Below are 16,531 nucleotides of genomic sequence, written 5' to 3'. Positions count from 1 at the left end.
AAATTGTCTTTTTTGACTATAACTATTAAATTGTAAAACTTGTCACACCTCTTACAAACCTTGAAAGGATAAGCATTATAGCATATTCATTAACCATAATTTAGGCATCTTAATACGAAACTCGCGTTTATAAAGAGGAATTTGAAGGAAACACGGAACGCAGCACCGGCAGCGTACACTTAGTACGTGAGGATGCAAGTACCGGATTGACGTACAAATTACCTTTAGAAGGAGGTTATGCAAGAAGTCTACTGTTTCATGAGATTGCCACGTCGAGGCTTTGCCTCTCCTCGCAATGACGAAAAAACGAAACATTACAGCATAACAATCATCTTTCTCAAATCCTTTCATATATTAATTTATTTTAACTTTATCTTGACAAAAACATTAACATACTCTAGAAACCACGTTTTATGGTTTTTATTAATTAAAGGAGTAATATTATGGCACCTATATTAAATATAAACTTAAACTGTTTCATGCCTATATTTGCAAATAAAATGGTGAGTAGCTTACCTGGAAATACAAAGCATATTATTTATAAGTTAGGCAATACTATACTTTCATCAGTATATAATACTGTTAAAGGAAGTTTCACTAACGGTTATTTAGTTGAGAATATAAAATGTAATTGGGCAGGAATCTATAATCATTTAACAGATATACCTAACGATTTATCAGCAGTAATTAGGGAGTGTACAGGCATTAAAATCCCTATAAAATCTATTGTTACTTATGGAAACAGTACTAGCGTTATTTTAGAAGAAGGTAAGCACTTACTTCAAAACAATACCCTAGTAGAATTAAAGGAATGCACTACCACTGAAGGCGAAGCTGTTTTACAAGAGCATAATGCCAAAATGCTTGTTAATAATTTGAGAGATATTTTAAATCATTCGGAAATAACTTTGAAAAATGCTCAAGAAGCAGGGGTAGAAATTTTTAATTTATTGAATATACCAGTCAAATTCACTACTGATAATCTTAAGATTATTATAGATGCTTTCAACGTAACTTTGGACGATATATTCTCTACAGAAGTAGGTAAAAATATTTTAGATCTACTAAGTAAACCTTTCACTGAGGCAACCACTTCCACTATAGAAAAACCTAACGACGATACAAATGGCGGTGGATATACCGGTGCTTATATCACCGCTACGGTATTTGGAGTAATAAGTCTAGGTTTTGCAGCTAAATATGGATGGGATTGGTATAAGGGAAGAAATATAAAAAATGAAAATTTAGATTTAGTAATAAAGAATAAAGAATTAGCATTTGTAGAACTACTACATGAAAATTTTAAGAATAATGCAGTTATATTAGATGAAGTTATAAAAATTAATAATTTAGATGATATTATAAAACTAGCAAAATCTATTAAGGAATATGAATTCTCAATACTACCACTAACTAATTTAAATAATGAAATTGTAAAATTAAATTCCCCATCCGCTATAGCAATAAACTTAGATTCTTCAAGCGGAATATTGCATGAAATATGTAAGAGTCTTGGCGGTGATGATAGTTTTAAGACTATCAGCAACTTTGCAAGCTTAATAACAATTATACGAACAGCAAATCCCAAGTCTGAAGAATATAAAGAAAGCATTACAGAAATATTTGAGATATTTAACCCTCGTTACACAGATATTGACTATCAAAATTGCAAAATGCCGTTATTAGCCGATGTATCATCACCATCTGACTCTTACGGTATAGAAGCATAGAGCGTTGTTAGTACCATAACAAACCATCATTGACTTTTTGAAAGTTATATATAAAATGATACTTGGAGTAGCAAAGTGCTATTTCGGGGTGTTGAAACCTCTGCCAAAAGTGAGAGCATTTCTCACAAAACTGATGTAATCCTCAACTTCACGGTCGGGGAGATATTAGGTATGTCCAGAGCTTAAGGGTTACTGTAAGCTTAAAACCTAGTGTGGCTGACTTTTGGCAGTTTTCGACCTCCCCGACCACCAAAAATTATGCTCATTGGTGGTTAAAAAACTTAAAGTATTTCAAATTAAGCCTAGACTGTGTAAAGGAAAATCAATTTAATCTATTTTTGCTTTTTTTGGCTACAAGTTATAAGATTTTTTTTGAAATAGGGACAACTATTACTACAAAAATCTTATTAATTTTCGCTTAAAAATTAATTTTCTTTCACATAGCCTAGTTACTTTGCAAGTTTAGGCGGTAAATAATTCTCTGTTGAGATTACTTTTTTACCGGTTTTATTTTCCAAGACCGTTTTAGCGTTTTTAGCTATACTTCCTCCTATTTTACTTGCAATCTTATTTTCTTCCATTCCTGTTGCATTATTAACGCGAGTTTCGTATTAATAGAGGAACTGAATAGCTGATAGTAACTGGGTTACGAGGATATTAGTAATATTGTTTTTGTTATAAAATGTACTTAAAACTGCATAAATTTTTAGTAAATTGTCTTTTTTGACTATAACTATTAAATTGTAAAACTTGTCACACCTCTTACAAACCTTGAAAGGATAAGCATTATAGCATATTCATTAACCATAATTTAGGCATCTTAATACGAAACTCGCGTTTATTAGTTTCTGCTACTTGACGAGTAGATAATTCAGCAAAACTCGTATGTCATTCCAGCTTCCGCGAGAATCCAGTAAAAAAATGATATAAAATATAGTATATTAAAAGTAAAAGATTATCTAGATAAATAAATTATTAGTTTAAAAAAATAAGTTATCGATTGACTTTGTGAAAGTTATATATAAAATGATACTCGAAATAGCAAAATGCTATTTCGGGGCGTAAGAACCTCTTAATCAACGTGGTATTTGTATCGACCATAAAAATGATGCAATCCTCGGCTTTATTCCGGTCGGAGTTATAATAGTTATGTCCAAGGTTTAAAGCTTAAACTTAGAACCTAAAGGCTATTATGGCTATCGTTGATGTTTTTCTTACTTCCCCGACCACCAAGAGTTTATTTCTCTTCGGTGGTTGAAACTTAAGCAATTTAAGTTTAATCAATCGGGAGCAAAAGACGGTAAGGTTTCTATACCAATTTCATCATGTAATAAAGCTATTAATGTAGAGAGGTAGATGCTTTAAAAGGAGGAAGAACATACATAATCACACCCGCCAATATTAGCATGATTATTCCTAGAATAATACCTACTATATTAAATGCATTTATAAAAGCAATATTAACCTCCTTAATTAACTCGTGAGCAAATGAAGGTGGTAGTTGTTGAGCAATAATTATTCCTTCACCGATTGAGTCACAAGCTATTTCTGCCATTGATACAGAAACACCGCGAGGAATTACTAGATTGTTACTATAATAAAAGATGTAATACTCATAATAATAGCTATACCTAACACATTACCTAATTCATATGCTGTTTCTTGTAATGCTGCTGCACCTCCGGATCTCTCTGCCGGCACTGCATTCATCATAACTGTTACGGTGGTAGAGAGGCATAGACTACTTCCTATACCAAGCAATCCAAGATATATAGTATTCGATAGTAAATCTCTATAGTCTAATATACTAGGTAAAATCAATGATATAGTAGTAAAGATAAGCCCACTAAACATTATTACACGTGCGGTAAATCGTGTGAGTAAATATGGCATAACTAAAGATGCAATTAAAGCAAAAACTGCTGCAGGCAACATATAAAGACCTGCATACAAAGGACTTAACCCTTTGATAAACTGTAACCATAAGGACATAAGATACATTATGGATCCTAAGACACAAGTAATCAGCAAATAAACTATTACTCCTATACTAAAATTGCTAATTAACGCGAGTTTCGTATTCAAAAAGTCGCTGAATAGCTGATAGTAACTGGGTTACGGGGATCTTAATAATACTGTTTTTGTTATAAAGTGAGTACAAAATACAAATTGCTAATTAAAATATGGTATTTATAGTATTAGAAAAAAGTTTATAGGTTATTGAAAAAACTTTAAGAGCAATAACCTATGATAATGGATTTTACAGAAATATTTTGTTACGTCGATGATTTTTTTCAAGAATTAGACAAGCATACAAATTCAATTACTAACCATAACAACAAATCTGGTCCTAAAAGTCGACTGAACAGAAGTGAGGTAATAACAATTATAATAGGCTACTGGCAGTCATCTTATGATTGTTTTAAGAATTATTATCTGAAGCAAATATGAATTCATCATCAAAGAGATTTTCAATTAGTAAGCTATAGTCAATTTATAAAAATAATAGGTCCACATTTACCACTATTAGTACTAATATTCAATTCTATTTTGGATCAGTGTGACGGACTCTCTTTTGTAGATTCAAGTAGTATAGAGGTATGTAAGAGATACCGTATTTCAATGAATAAAGTGTTCGCCGGCATAGCAGCAAGCAGTAAGACAACAAAAGGTTGGTTCTATGGACTTAAACTACATCTAATAATTAATAGAGCCGGTGGTATAGTTAAAGCATCTTTTAGCCCTGGCAATAAGGATGATAGAAAACAGCTGGAACTGATAATCAAAAATCTTTTTGGTAAAGTATTCGGAGATCGTGGTTATATTTCGCAACAATTATTTCTACAACTTTTAGAGCAAGGAATTTTTATGGTAACTAGGGTAAAGAAAAATATGAAAAATAAACTTATGTCTATGTTGGATAAAATATTATTGCTTAAAAAAGCATTAATAGAATCTGTGTTTAGTAAAATTAAACTATTGGGGAAGTTTGAGCATTCAAGGCATAGATCAGTTACAAATGCCTTTGTGCATATGGTTGCAGCACTGATAAATTATCAAATGTCTGATAATAAACCTTCTATTACATCTCTCTTGATATGCTAAATCCTATGCTATATTAATTCGAAACTCGCGTATTATTAGTAACACAATTCCAATTAATAGCATTCCGCCGGATGCTAGATTCATAATACCGTATTTAGCCAACATCTTAATGCCTTGAACTAAAGATGCCATCCCAAAAAACGATTGAAATACTTCTATCCAATCCCATGGTTCATTACTAGGATTAGATGATTCAGGAATCCAAACTATGCCAAAAGTAAGCAAATGCTTAAAATAATTAAATATGCCATTTAAATTTATAAGATGTAGATGCTGAGTTATCTTTAGCGATATATTCAGTTTGTGAGAATTATGATACCATATGTGATAAGTTATTTAATAAGGGTTTTACTAAATCTATCTTTTTTGGAAACTATGCGACTGTTAACAAGTGATTTAATTAGCTTTAAAATTTATAATACAAGTAAATTTAACATCTAAGCATCACCTAGTATGGAAGTCAAGATTTAATCTTACAAGCACAATAACATAAATAAAATTTGATTTTTCTTTCTCAAGCTTATATTTTAATTGATAAGTTTATAATATGGAAATTTATGTCAAATACAGATAAGGAAAGAGCCATTGCCGCAGCACTCACACAAATCGAAAAAAGCTACGGTAAAGGTTCGGTAATGAAACTAGGGCAGCGTCCAAATGTTGATATAGAGGCCGTATCGACCGGCTCACTTGGGCTAGATATAGCTCTTGGGATTGGCGGTGTTCCTAAAGGCAGAATAATCGAGATTTTTGGTCCTGAAAGCTCAGGTAAAACTACTTTAACACTACATTTAATTGCCGAAGCACAGAAAAAAGGCGGTACATGTGCTTTTATTGATGCTGAGCATGCATTAGACCCTGCTTATGCTAAAAAATTAGGCGTAAATATTGATGAGCTTATTATTTCACAGCCCGATACAGGTGAACAAGCCCTAGAAATTGCCGATACGTTAATTCGTTCCGGCGGTATTGATATGATAATAATAGATAGTGTTGCGGCTTTAGTACCGAAATCAGAGATTGAGGGCGAAATGGGTGATGCTCAAATGGCTTCTCAGGCAAGATTAATGAGCCAGGCTTTGCGTAAACTTACCGCATCAATTAATCGTACCAATTGTATTACTGTTTTCATCAACCAAATCAGAATGAAAATAGGTGTGATGTTCGGTAGTCCTGAAACTACGACAGGCGGTAATGCCTTAAAATTCTATGCTTCTGTTAGAATCGATATAAGAAGAATCGGCTCCATTAAAGATAAAGAAGAAGTAATAGGCAGCCAAACCAAAGTAAAAGTAGTCAAGAACAAAGTATCTCCTCCATTTAAAACTGCAGATTTTGATATAATGTACGGTTCAGGTATTTCAAAAGAAGGCGAGATAATCGACCTTGGAGTTAAGCTTGATATTGTTGAGAAATCCGGTTCTTGGTTTTCCTACAATAACGTACGCATAGGTCAAGGGCGTGAAAACGTCAAACAATATTTAAAAGAACATCCACAAATTTCCAATGAAATTGAGAAAATAATACGTGAAAAATCGTCAAAAATTACTAATATAAATCTTGATCAAACGAAGGAAGAAAATGATTGATTTAACAGGTAAAACTTCCTTAATTACGGGAGCTTCAGGAAGCATAGGCGGAGCTATAGCAAGGTTACTACATAAACTCGGAAGCCATGTAATTATTAGCGGTAGTAATGAGGAAAAATTAAAATCCCTTGGAAAGGTTTTAAAAGATAATTATACGATAGAAATATGCAACCTTGCAAATAAGGAAGAATGCAGCAATTTAATATCTAAAGCATCAAAGCTAGATATTTTAGTATGTAATGCCGGTATTACTAGTGATACGCTAGCAATTAGAATGAAAGATGAAGATTTTGACAAAGTTATTGATATTAATTTAAAAGCAAATTTTATTTTAAATCGTGAAGCAATAAAAAAAATGATGCAAAACAGGTATGGACGCATTATTAACATATCTTCAATAGTAGGAATTTCAGGTAACCCTGGGCAGGCTAATTATTGTGCTTCTAAAGCAGGTTTAATAGGCATAACCAAATCGCTCTCTTATGAAGTTGCAACCAGAGGAATTACGGTTAATGCAGTAGCTCCAGGATTTATTAAATCAGATATGACCGATAAACTAAACGAAAAACAAAGAGAAGCCATAGTACAAAAAATTCCGCTAGGTACTTACGGTATGCCGGAAGACGTGGCAAATGCAGTCGCATTTTTAGCAAGCGATCAGGCATCATATATTACCGGTCAAACTATACATGTAAACGGCGGTATGTTAATGGTATAAAAATTAATAAGATTATTTTGTGCTAGCATAAAATAATTTTTTGTGCTAGAAGTTCTTTTAAAGATAAAATGCTATAAATATTTTAAATAAATATTCATACAGTTAAAATAAAGTCTAATAGCCGAATAACCGCTATTATACGGCATATAAAATTAAATGATTTATGGAGTTCAAAATTATGAGTACAACGGACAAGATCGAACAGAAAGTTATTGAAATGGTTGCTGAAAAGCTAAATAAAGATAAATCGATAATAACTACGGATTCAAGATTTATAGAAGATTTGAAAGCCGATAGCCTTGATACCGTAGAATTAATGATGGCAATAGAAGTTGAATACGGTATTGATATCCCTGATGATGAAGCTACTAAAATTAAAACCGTATCCGATGTTATAAAATATATCAAAGAACGCCAATCTTAATCTGCATAAATTAAATCCCTAATAGATAATTAAAAATGTCGAATCAAAGAGTAAATAAAAGAGTAGTTATTACCGGACTTGGACTTGTTACTCCTGTTGGGCTTAATGTTAGCTCATCTTGGAAAAATATTGTAACCGGATTAAGCGGTATAAAAACTATTACGGAATTTGACACCTATAAACTTGCGTGTAAAATTGCCGGACTTATAGATAACTCTGAGAAAGATGGATTTAAACTTGAAAATTTCACACAAGCAGATGACGTTAATAGACTAAGTAAAATGGATAAATTTATCCATTACGGAGTAGCAGCCGCAACCGAAGCAGTTGAAGATAGCGGCTGGTTACCCGAAGATGAAGAATCTCGTGATAGAACCGGCTTGATATTAGGTTCAGGAATCGGCGGGCTTAAAATGATCGAATATACCTCTATCAAACTTTATCAAGAAAATAACGGCAAAGTTAGCCCTTTCTTTATTCCCGCCTCATTAATTAACCTTTTATCCGGTCTTGTTTCTGTAAAATACGGTTTTAGCGGTCCGAACCAAGCGGCAGTAACAGCTTGCTCTACAGGGGCACATGCTATAGGCGATGCTATGCGTATGATAAAGCACGGCTATACCGATGTTATGATCGCAGGCGGTGCAGAAGCTCCAGTTACACCTGTTGGAGTTGCAGGTTTCGTTGCTGCTAGAGCATTATGTACTAAATATAACGATAATCCTGAAAAAGCCTCAAGACCTTGGGATAAAGACCGCAGCGGTTTTGTTATGGGTGAAGGAGCAGGCGTTGCAGTCTTGGAAGAATATGAGCACGCTGTAAATCGCGGTGCTAAAATTTACGGTGAAGTTATAGGATACGGCTCTACAGGTGACGCATATCATATGACAGCCCCACATCCTGAAGGTAGAGGAGCTTATAGAGCAATGAGAGACGCAATGCTAGATGCAGCTATCACGCCCGATATGATTGATTATATTAATGCACACGGTACTTCTACTACACTTGGTGATGGAATAGAATTAGCAGCCGTACAAAAATTATTTTTAGAAGCGAATCCCAAAGTTTTAATGTCTTCTACTAAATCATCAATAGGACATTTGCTTGGTGCGGCAGGAAGTGTTGAGTTTATCTTTTCAGCTCTTGCAATTAGAGATCAGATTGCACCGCCAACCTTAAACTTAGATAACCCTATGGATGAGGTTAAGATAGATTTAGTTGCACTTAAAGCTAAGAAAACTAAGATAGATTACGTGCTTTCCAACTCGTTCGGATTCGGTGGTACTAATGCCAGTTTAGTGATTAAGAAGGTTTAGTCTAAATCATTGTCATACTGTGGCTTGACCACGGTATCCAGCTTAAAAATGCTAAAAAATATATATACTAAATTGTTTTCTGGATACCATGGTCAAGCCACAGTATGACACCATTATGACCCCAATTTATTACATCAAAAACGGTAATCTAAGCTTTGCGGGTAAAGTAATTTTATCTGATTTAGAGCTTTATTTGTACAAAGGCGATAAGATTTGTCTTATAGGACTTAACGGCTGCGGGAAATCAAGCTTAATGAAAGTAATATCAGGTAATTATGAGCTAGATAACGGTGAGTTATTTCAAGATCCTTTAGTTACAACCGGTTATTTAAGACAAGATATTTCTATAAAAACTAATCTAACTGTTTATGATTTTGTCTTACAACAAACAGATAGTACAAAAGAAATAGATAAATACCAAATCGATATAATTCTAGAAAAATTACAAATCAACGGAACAGATAACTTATCAACCTATTCAGGGGGTCAGCTTAGAAGAGCAAGCCTTGCTAAAGCTTTAATATTAGAGCCGGAAATATTACTACTTGATGAACCGACTAACCATCTAGATATTGAAACAATCGAATGGTTAGAAGAATTTGTTAAATCTTATAACGGTGCTATTATTTGCGTTAGTCATGATAGAACATTCCTCTCAAATGTTACTAATAAACGCGAGTTTCGTATTAAGATGCCTAAATTATGGTTAATGAATATGCTATAATCCTTATCCTTTCAAGGATTTGGTGGCTTGATAGAGGGATTTTACGTAAATCCGATAAAGGATTTAAATTTTTTGATGAATAGCAAACAATTATCATAGAACAAGAAGAAGCCGCTCTTCGAAAATTAAATAAAAAATTATCTAAAGAGAATGAATGGTTAAATGCCGGCGTTACTGCTAGACGTAAGCGGAATCAAAAGAGACTTGCGGAGTTGAAAGCTTTAAGAGCAATAACACAAGAACAGACTGAAAAACTAGCTAGTTCAAAACAAAGAGTTAGGGCAGAGCTTGCCGAAAATATAGCTAAAAGTAAATTCATTATTGAAGCAGATAATATTACTTTTAGTTATAAAAATACTAAAATTATTGATAATTTTAGCTTTCGTGTAAAAAAAGGCGAGAAAATCGGTATAATCGGTGCAAACGGCTCAGGCAAATCCACTTTTATCAAATTACTAACAAAGCAACTTACACCTGACTTGGGTAAAATTATATATGGCGGTAATTTAGATATTTCATATTTTGATCAACATAGAGAAAAACTAGAGCCTAATCATACATTACAACAAACTTTATGTCCTACAGGCGGTGATCAAGTATTTTTGCCAAACGGTAAAACCATGCATGTTGCCGGTTATTTAAAACAATTTATGTTTAATCCTAAACTACTTAATGCAAAAACTGCTATTTTATCAGGCGGTGAAGCTAATAGATTATTACTTGCAAAAATTCTAATTAACCCTGGAAATCTGTTAATTTTAGATGAACCGACTAATGACCTCGATATGGATAGTCTGGAAATTTTACTAGATATACTTGCAGATTATTCAGGTACTTTAATAGTCGTGAGCCATGATCGTGACTTTTTAGATAGGTTAATTACTAGAACTTTAGTTTTCACTCAAGGTAAAATTCATGATTTGACAGGAGGTTATGAAGATTATAAGCAGTATTTTACTACCTCTCCTATAACTAAAAAAGCTTCAAAACCACTACCATTAACTTCTCAAAAAGAACCTCTAAATAAAAAGCTATCTTATAAATACCAGCGTTTGCTTGAAACATTACCAAATGATATTGAGAAGCTAGAAATATCCATCAAACACTTAGAAAAAGAACTTGAAGACGTTAATCTGTATTTAGATAATCCTCAAAAATACACTCAGATCACAAATCAATTAACTCATGATAAAAAGAAGCTAGATGAGTTATTAAATCAATGGCTAGAAATACAAAATTAATGTCCCCCTTCGGGGATAAGAAATCCTTCGCCTTCAGGCGAAGGGAAGATATAATGAAATTGCTTTAGCAATGAATTTATATCAAGAAACATGAGAAGTTATAGAAAGAATAGTCATAGTCAGTATGATTTAAAAGTACATCTTATATGGATACCAAAATATAGGAAGAGAGTATTGATAGGCAAAGTAGCGGAAAGGGCTAGAGATTTACTAAGGCAGATTTGTATGGAACATGAAGTATATATAATTTCAGGGAAAATATCATGTGATCACGTGCATATGTTTATCTCATATAAATCACAAATATCTCTTAGCAAGTTAGTACAGTATTTAAAAGGTAGTAGCTCAAGAATTTTATTGCAAGAATTTGCTCATTTAAGAAAACAATTTTGGGGCAATCATTTGTGGGCTAGGGGCTATATGGCGGTCAGTTCAGGTAATATAACTGATGAAATGATACAGCACTATATTGATGAACAGGAAGGTGAACCTGTGAATGATGATCGATTTCTAATCGATTCCACTTTATAACCCCTCAGCTTATAGCTGAGGGTTGTTTGGTTTTTGTTAAAATTTTCTTGACTTAATTGTTAATTTTTGTTAACGTTTTATGGATAATTGGAACACACATAAAAGGTTATTGTGAGTAAAATTACGAATAAAGGATATCCACAAAAAGAAAAAACAACTGATCCTCAAGCACTTAATGATATCAAAGCTATTCTTGCTCAAATTACCGCTACTAATAACCCTGCAGAGTTAAGTAGATTAGTAAGTACAGCTCGAAATATTAAATCCGATAGTTCTTTTATTAATGATATAGCGGAAAAATTAGAGGCTATAGCATTAAAAAAGCAAGAACTAGCAGAAAGCCAGCTTAATTCTGAAATTACTCAAAAAGAGCTAGAACAGTTAGAAAAACAAAGAAAACAGGAAGAAGCAATAATACAATATAAAATGGAAGCTGCAAGGCAAATCCAAGAACTTAATGATATCCATGATGGATTTAAGAGAAAATCAGAAGAATATAAAAAATTATCTTCTCCTATAGCAACAATGGTTAGAATAAATGAAAATGGAGAAGAGATAATCGATGAACAGGCGATTAATAAAAATATTTTAACTAAAGAAGGAATAGAAGAACGTAGACAAAAACTTGCAGAGCTTAAGGAGAAACAAGAAAAAGTAAATATAGTAGTTAAAAAAGCTAATGAAGAAAAAGAGATTATAGAAAAAGAAATTAATGATTTAACCAAGAAATTAAAAGATAAAAATTTATTACCTGAACAAATTAAGGAATTAGAAGAGAATTTAAAAGTAAAGAAAGAGAATCTAGCATTTAAAAACACTGTAGTAAAAGAAGCTAAAAAAGTTCAAAAACACGTTCAAAAAGAAATAGAAAGTGTTAATGTATTTCACCAAAAAAATCAAGAAAAAATAAATCAGCTTGGAGATGCTATAGAGAAATCAAAAAATACTCTAGATCCTAACAAACATCAAGAATTTAAACAGAAGCATTTTTTACTCAATAACCAACAGGAAGCAATAGTCAATAATAAAAATTTAAGCAGTGAAGATCAAGATGTACGTAAAAATATATGTAGTAAAATTAATACTCAACGTGAAGCTAATAAAATAAAAGATTCTTTAAATAACCCAATAGCTACCCCAAAGAATCACCAAGTTGAGCAAAGTAATCAAGTTCAACAAAAAAAACAAAATAACGTGTGGATAAGATAAAATTTAACAAATAAATATAGGAGAAAATATGAGTAAACAAAGTAATGATATGGATACATTAGCGGCATTACAAAGAATTAAAGCTAGAACAACAACTTTATCAAACGAGATAAAATCTCAACCTATGAAAAATATGGTAAGCCCACCTAATAGTACCGGAACAACATATTTAACAGTTGATCAAAATTTTGATAAAATGCATAATAATGATTATGAAGCTCAGCAAACAAAACTTGCCGGCAAAGGTGCTAAAAAAGGCGGATGTGAAATAATATAACATTCTAAAAGCTGTAACTATATAGTTACAGCTTTTGTATCATTTTGAATTAAGCTCGAAAGACCTATTGCCTGTATTTTTTCTGACAATTTAAAGCTAATATCACCTGGAAATATTACATTAATTTGATCAAGTTTTAAATCTTCTAAAGATATTTGCATTGATTTTGTAATGCTCGGTGTATTTGTATATTTAATTTCAAACCCCAAACGTTTTCCATTTTTAAAAATTAAAAGAGCTATTTCCGCTCCATTATGAGATGACCAAAAATAACATTCTTCGGGTTCTGCTTTATAATATCTAATAATTTGTTCTAAGGCAAATCCTTCCCATGATGCACCTATTTTAGGATGAGTGCTTAAAGCTTCATAATTATTTAAGCCTAATAAAGCGTGATATATTCCACTATCTCTAAAAAAGATTTTTGGAGTTTTAACTTGTCTTTTTTTAAGGTTTTCATACCAAGGCTGCAAAATACGGATCATAAAAGTTCCCTCTAAAATATCTAAATAATGCTTTGCGGTATGATATGAGATAGATAAAGAATTCCCAAGTTCTGAGGTATTAAATATATTAGCGTGATAATGGCAAAGCATTAACCAAAACCTACGTAACTGCATAGACGGAATTTTGTAAAACCTAAATTTGGTATATCTCTTTCTAAAAATGTTTTAATGTAATTCTGACACCATAAAGCACTTAACTCTTCATCATCTGCAAGATATGATAAAGGAAATCCGCCGCGTATCCATAATTGCTGAGTACCTGACACTTCAGATAAGGTAAACGGTGTCATTTCAATATAACCTATTCTACCTGCTAGTGTTTCAGAACCTTGTTTAATTAAGTCTCTTGATGCACTGCCTAGTACTAAAAATTTAATATCAGTTGTATCAACAAGAACTCTTAAAATAGGGAATAGATTCGGTTTATACTGAATTTCATCAATAATAACAAATCCTTTTAGATCAGACAAAGCAAGCATCGGTTCATTTAATCTTGCTAAATCTAAGGGATTTTCAAGATCAAAAATATTGATTTTAGGAATATTATAAGCTTCTGCGAACTGTTTAGAAAGTGTAGTTTTTCCGCACTGCCTTGGTCCTAACAAGGCACAAACTTTATGAGTTTTAAAATGTTTTATTATTGATGAAAGGAATTGTTTTCTAAGCATTTAAACTAGTACCATAAAAATTAGAAACATAACTTCTAATTTTCAGTATAGAAAGAAAAAACGATAAAGTCAAAACGCTTTTTCTCGTTCTGCAACTATAATCGCATGTATTTTTTTAAGCGTCTGGTCGAAATCATCGTTAGTAATTACATAATCGTACTCATTAGCATGTGACATTTCGTTTTGTGCCGACTGCATACGTAATTTTATTGCTTCTTCATTATCGGTCGCTCTATTTCTTAAGCGTTGTTCCAGTATTTCAATACTAGGAGGCAATACAAATATAGCAACAACATTAGTAGCATTTTTCTTAATACTCCTTGCTCCTTGCCAATCAATATCAAACAAAACGTCCAAGCCTTGATTTAATAACATTTCGACATATTCTTTAGGCGTACCATAATAATTATCGTATATTTTAGCATATTCAAGAAATTTATTCTGCTTAACTAATTCTTCAAACTCTAGACCGGTCTTAAAGTAATAGTTTATACCCTCTACTTCTCCTAAACGTGGTTTTCTTGTAGTTGCCGAAATAGATAAACGCAAATTATTATCTATTTTCAATAATGCTTTAGCTAAACTTGACTTACCTGTACCTGAAGGGGAAGATAAAATTATAATCAGTCCTTTATTTTTTATTGTCATATTTTATGTTTTATTTCGTAGGTACAGCATATTTCAGAAAGATTCAGACAAGATGAATTTAAATGCGAGCCTGCGAAAGCACTAGGTAAACTGTGAGTACAGGCGAGTCATGCAAAATTCGCTTGTATCAAGCTTTATGAATTATTCTGTACTTTTCTTTTTATTACCTCATCCATAGTACAATTAAAATATTTTGCTATTTTTAAAATAGTATCTATTTCAGGATTAAATTCACGATTAACTTCTGCTCTCATAATTCTGCTAACGGTCGTGTAAGGGATATCAGTAACTTGAGCAAGATATTTACGATCTATCTTTTCTTGTTTTAATTTTTCTTCTAAAAATTCTTTTACTTTAGTAGCAAGTGCCATATCACATACTCCGAATAAATTAAATATTGATGTAGTATAATTCAGAAAGCTTCAGACAAGACGAATTTAAAGGCGAGACCTACAAAAGCTTTTTGAATTATACTACCATGCGTTTTTTATAATTATAGGTAATTTATAAGATCTTATAATTACCAAATCAAACCTGATATTATAATTTCTATATTTAGAATTGCTACTTAAAAACATTTCAGCAGCCCTAGTAATTCTTCTTTGCTGATTGAAAGATACAAATCTATCATCAATTTTAGAGCTTCTTGCTTTGACTTCAATAAAAACAATTTCTTTATTACATAACGCAATAATATCTATTTCACCGACATAATAACGTTTTCTATGATGTAGTATTTGATAAAATTTTAATTTATAGATTATTATGCAAATATATTCGGCAATAATGCCGAAATAATCCTTTTTCATGCTCTTAATGTCATTCCTGCGGAAGCAGGAATCCAGAATAAATAACTTAATATCGGTACAAAAATTACATATTATTGATAAAATAAACAAGTTTTTTATAGGTTTTACTGGATTCCCGCCTATGCGGGAATGACATAGAGTACAACATTAAAAAAACAGAAATTACTCTTTAGGCAATAATATTTGTACAAATTCCGTTTTAGATAGATCAGCTGCTACGTTTACCATAACATCATGTTCCGTAACTTTAGACACATAACCCACTAAAATACCTGCAGGATAAATATTACCGTGCCCAGAGGTTACTATCTCCTCATCTTTCTGTACTAAATGATTGTTAGGCAAGTATAAAATTTTACTATTATTATTATTACCTGCTAAAATACCTTGTTCTCTTGAAGAATTAGCTTTAATAGGTATTCTAGAATTAACATCGCTAATTAACATTACTTTAGCATAATTATTACTCACTTCTATTACTTTTCCTACTAATTTTCCTGAATTAACAACGATTTGATCAGGTTCAATGCCTTGCTTTTTACCTGCAGAAATCAAAGCTGTTCTAGAAAATGGATTAAAGGAAACACTCAGTAATTTAGTAGTAATATATTCAAATTCTTCTTCCTCAGCAATCGTTAACAAATCTTTTAATGCAATGTTTTCGGCTCTTACCGATTCTACTTCACTTTGCAAATGTTGTAATCTTGCTATCTCAAGTTTAAGTTCTATATTTTTTCGTTCTAAATCTTGAAAATAAATAAATTTTTCTGTTATTGAATTTATATATTCAAATATATCTTCATAAACTGCTAAACCGGTTGATACTATACTACCGGTTACTTCAAGTGATATACTAGATATTTTTTTAGGCGTAGTAAAAAATAAATATACAGACAATCCAAGCCCAAATATAACAAAAAAACGCTTAAGAGTATTTGATATTATTCTTATTAATTCTAATGAATTTGAAGAATTTTTTACTCTATTTGCAAGTATTGCCATTTTAATCCTGTTTAAATAGTACATGTTTTAGCTT

The 16,531-nt window shown here is 32.0% G+C and carries 16 protein-coding genes and 2 pseudogenes; 10 read left to right on the top strand and 8 right to left on the bottom strand.

The genetic code is table 11. The features are described from left to right. Window positions 1–443 precede the first annotated feature (443 nt). Window positions 444–1,730, top strand: coding sequence for a DUF5460 family protein (locus tag REIS_RS00545; RefSeq protein ID WP_008579299.1), 1,287 nt, complete (start codon window positions 444–446; stop codon window positions 1,728–1,730). Window positions 1,731–2,179: 449 nt separating this feature from the next. Here REIS_RS00545 and REIS_RS11760 read toward each other — a convergent pair whose 3' ends face one another. The 3 genes from REIS_RS11760 to REIS_RS15265 all read right to left on the bottom strand — a co-directional run bounded on the left by REIS_RS11760 (window position 2,180) and on the right by REIS_RS15265 (window position 3,761). After that, the gene (locus tag REIS_RS11760) at window positions 2,180–2,311 is read right to left on the bottom strand and encodes a hypothetical protein (protein WP_008579298.1); all 132 of its coding nucleotides are present in this window, start codon (window positions 2,309–2,311) and stop codon (window positions 2,180–2,182) included. 758 nt (window positions 2,312–3,069) lie between these two features. Next, the gene (locus REIS_RS00540) at window positions 3,070–3,285 is read right to left on the bottom strand and encodes a hypothetical protein (RefSeq protein WP_008579297.1); all 216 of its coding nucleotides are present in this window, start codon (window positions 3,283–3,285) and stop codon (window positions 3,070–3,072) included. A gap of 26 nt (window positions 3,286–3,311) precedes the next feature. After that, entirely contained in the window at window positions 3,312–3,761 is a 450-nt protein-coding gene (locus tag REIS_RS15265; RefSeq protein ID WP_371256094.1) for an MFS transporter, read from the bottom strand. 420 nt (window positions 3,762–4,181) lie between these two features. Here REIS_RS15265 and REIS_RS10600 point away from each other — a divergent pair, with 420 nt between their 5' ends. From REIS_RS10600 to REIS_RS00485, 9 genes and pseudogenes are all read left to right on the top strand, one after another. After that, on the top strand, window positions 4,182–4,835 hold the full coding sequence (locus tag REIS_RS10600) for an IS982 family transposase (RefSeq protein ID WP_083787731.1): 654 nt from the start codon (window positions 4,182–4,184) through the stop codon (window positions 4,833–4,835). Between the two features lie 557 nt (window positions 4,836–5,392). Further along, window positions 5,393–6,424 carry a recombinase RecA gene (recA, locus tag REIS_RS00520; RefSeq protein ID WP_037214165.1) on the top strand — a complete coding sequence of 344 codons (1,032 nt, stop codon included), beginning with the start codon at window positions 5,393–5,395 and terminating at the stop codon, window positions 6,422–6,424. Further along, window positions 6,417–7,142 carry a 3-oxoacyl-ACP reductase FabG gene (fabG, locus tag REIS_RS00515; RefSeq protein WP_008579293.1) on the top strand — a complete coding sequence of 242 codons (726 nt, stop codon included), beginning with the start codon at window positions 6,417–6,419 and terminating at the stop codon, window positions 7,140–7,142. Before recA ends, fabG begins: the two co-directional genes overlap by 8 nt. A 163-nt stretch (window positions 7,143–7,305) precedes the next feature. After that, the gene (acpP, locus tag REIS_RS00510) at window positions 7,306–7,566 is read left to right on the top strand and encodes an acyl carrier protein (protein ID WP_008579292.1); all 261 of its coding nucleotides are present in this window, start codon (window positions 7,306–7,308) and stop codon (window positions 7,564–7,566) included. 35 nt (window positions 7,567–7,601) lie between these two features. Next, window positions 7,602–8,882, top strand: coding sequence for a beta-ketoacyl-ACP synthase II (fabF, locus tag REIS_RS00505; protein WP_008579291.1), 1,281 nt, complete (start codon window positions 7,602–7,604; stop codon window positions 8,880–8,882). Window positions 8,883–8,997: 115 nt separating this feature from the next. Continuing rightward, window positions 8,998–10,847, top strand: a pseudogene (locus tag REIS_RS00500) (ABC-F family ATP-binding cassette domain-containing protein). A gap of 90 nt (window positions 10,848–10,937) precedes the next feature. Beyond that, window positions 10,938–11,378: an IS200/IS605 family transposase gene (tnpA, locus tag REIS_RS00495; protein ID WP_008579210.1), complete on the top strand. Its 441-nt coding sequence runs from the start codon at window positions 10,938–10,940 to the stop codon at window positions 11,376–11,378. 111 nt (window positions 11,379–11,489) lie between these two features. Further along, window positions 11,490–12,587 (top strand): hypothetical protein, encoded by a 1,098-nt coding sequence (locus REIS_RS00490; RefSeq protein WP_008579286.1) that lies wholly within the window; start codon window positions 11,490–11,492, stop codon window positions 12,585–12,587. A gap of 28 nt (window positions 12,588–12,615) precedes the next feature. After that, a complete protein-coding gene (locus tag REIS_RS00485) occupies window positions 12,616–12,864 on the top strand; it encodes a hypothetical protein (protein WP_008579285.1) in 249 nt (82 codons plus the stop codon). A gap of 17 nt (window positions 12,865–12,881) precedes the next feature. Here the strand turns inward: REIS_RS00485 and REIS_RS00480 are convergent. From REIS_RS00480 to mreC, 5 genes and pseudogenes are all read right to left on the bottom strand, one after another. After that, window positions 12,882–14,038: pseudogene (locus tag REIS_RS00480) on the bottom strand (ATP-binding protein). Window positions 14,039–14,107: 69 nt separating this feature from the next. Further along, complete coding sequence (gmk, locus tag REIS_RS00475; protein WP_008579284.1) at window positions 14,108–14,686, bottom strand: guanylate kinase; 579 nt, start codon at window positions 14,684–14,686, stop codon at window positions 14,108–14,110. A gap of 134 nt (window positions 14,687–14,820) precedes the next feature. After that, window positions 14,821–15,057 (bottom strand): helix-turn-helix transcriptional regulator, encoded by a 237-nt coding sequence (locus tag REIS_RS00470; RefSeq protein WP_008579283.1) that lies wholly within the window; start codon window positions 15,055–15,057, stop codon window positions 14,821–14,823. Between the two features lie 102 nt (window positions 15,058–15,159). Continuing rightward, window positions 15,160–15,495 carry a YraN family protein gene (locus REIS_RS00465; protein WP_008579282.1) on the bottom strand — a complete coding sequence of 112 codons (336 nt, stop codon included), beginning with the start codon at window positions 15,493–15,495 and terminating at the stop codon, window positions 15,160–15,162. Window positions 15,496–15,657: 162 nt separating this feature from the next. After that, window positions 15,658–16,497, bottom strand: coding sequence for a rod shape-determining protein MreC (gene mreC / locus REIS_RS00460; protein ID WP_008579281.1), 840 nt, complete (start codon window positions 16,495–16,497; stop codon window positions 15,658–15,660). Window positions 16,498–16,531: the final 34 nt, after the last annotated feature.

The sequence above is a fragment of the Rickettsia endosymbiont of Ixodes scapularis genome, from assembly GCF_000160735.1.
Classification (GTDB): Bacteria; Pseudomonadota; Alphaproteobacteria; order Rickettsiales; family Rickettsiaceae; genus Rickettsia; species Rickettsia tamurae.
The sequence above is the reverse complement of the archived record's forward strand: the minus strand, read 5'-3'. Positions and strand labels throughout refer to the sequence as shown.

Coding starts and splice junctions, on each gene's coding strand:
- REIS_RS00545 (WP_008579299.1), top strand. CDS start 444: ATGGCACCTATATTAAATATAAACTTAAACTGTTTCATGCCTATATTT.
- REIS_RS11760 (WP_008579298.1), bottom strand. CDS start 2,311: ATGGAAGAAAATAAGATTGCAAGTAAAATAGGAGGAAGTATAGCTAAA.
- REIS_RS00540 (WP_008579297.1), bottom strand. CDS start 3,285: ATGGCAGAAATAGCTTGTGACTCAATCGGTGAAGGAATAATTATTGCT.
- recA (WP_037214165.1), top strand. CDS start 5,393: ATGTCAAATACAGATAAGGAAAGAGCCATTGCCGCAGCACTCACACAA.
- fabG (WP_008579293.1), top strand. CDS start 6,417: ATGATTGATTTAACAGGTAAAACTTCCTTAATTACGGGAGCTTCAGGA.
- acpP (WP_008579292.1), top strand. CDS start 7,306: ATGGAGTTCAAAATTATGAGTACAACGGACAAGATCGAACAGAAAGTT.
- fabF (WP_008579291.1), top strand. CDS start 7,602: ATGTCGAATCAAAGAGTAAATAAAAGAGTAGTTATTACCGGACTTGGA.
- tnpA (WP_008579210.1), top strand. CDS start 10,938: ATGAGAAGTTATAGAAAGAATAGTCATAGTCAGTATGATTTAAAAGTA.
- REIS_RS00485 (WP_008579285.1), top strand. CDS start 12,616: ATGAGTAAACAAAGTAATGATATGGATACATTAGCGGCATTACAAAGA.
- gmk (WP_008579284.1), bottom strand. CDS start 14,686: ATGACAATAAAAAATAAAGGACTGATTATAATTTTATCTTCCCCTTCA.
- REIS_RS00470 (WP_008579283.1), bottom strand. CDS start 15,057: ATGGCACTTGCTACTAAAGTAAAAGAATTTTTAGAAGAAAAATTAAAA.
- REIS_RS00465 (WP_008579282.1), bottom strand. CDS start 15,495: ATGAAAAAGGATTATTTCGGCATTATTGCCGAATATATTTGCATAATA.
- mreC (WP_008579281.1), bottom strand. CDS start 16,497: ATGGCAATACTTGCAAATAGAGTAAAAAATTCTTCAAATTCATTAGAA.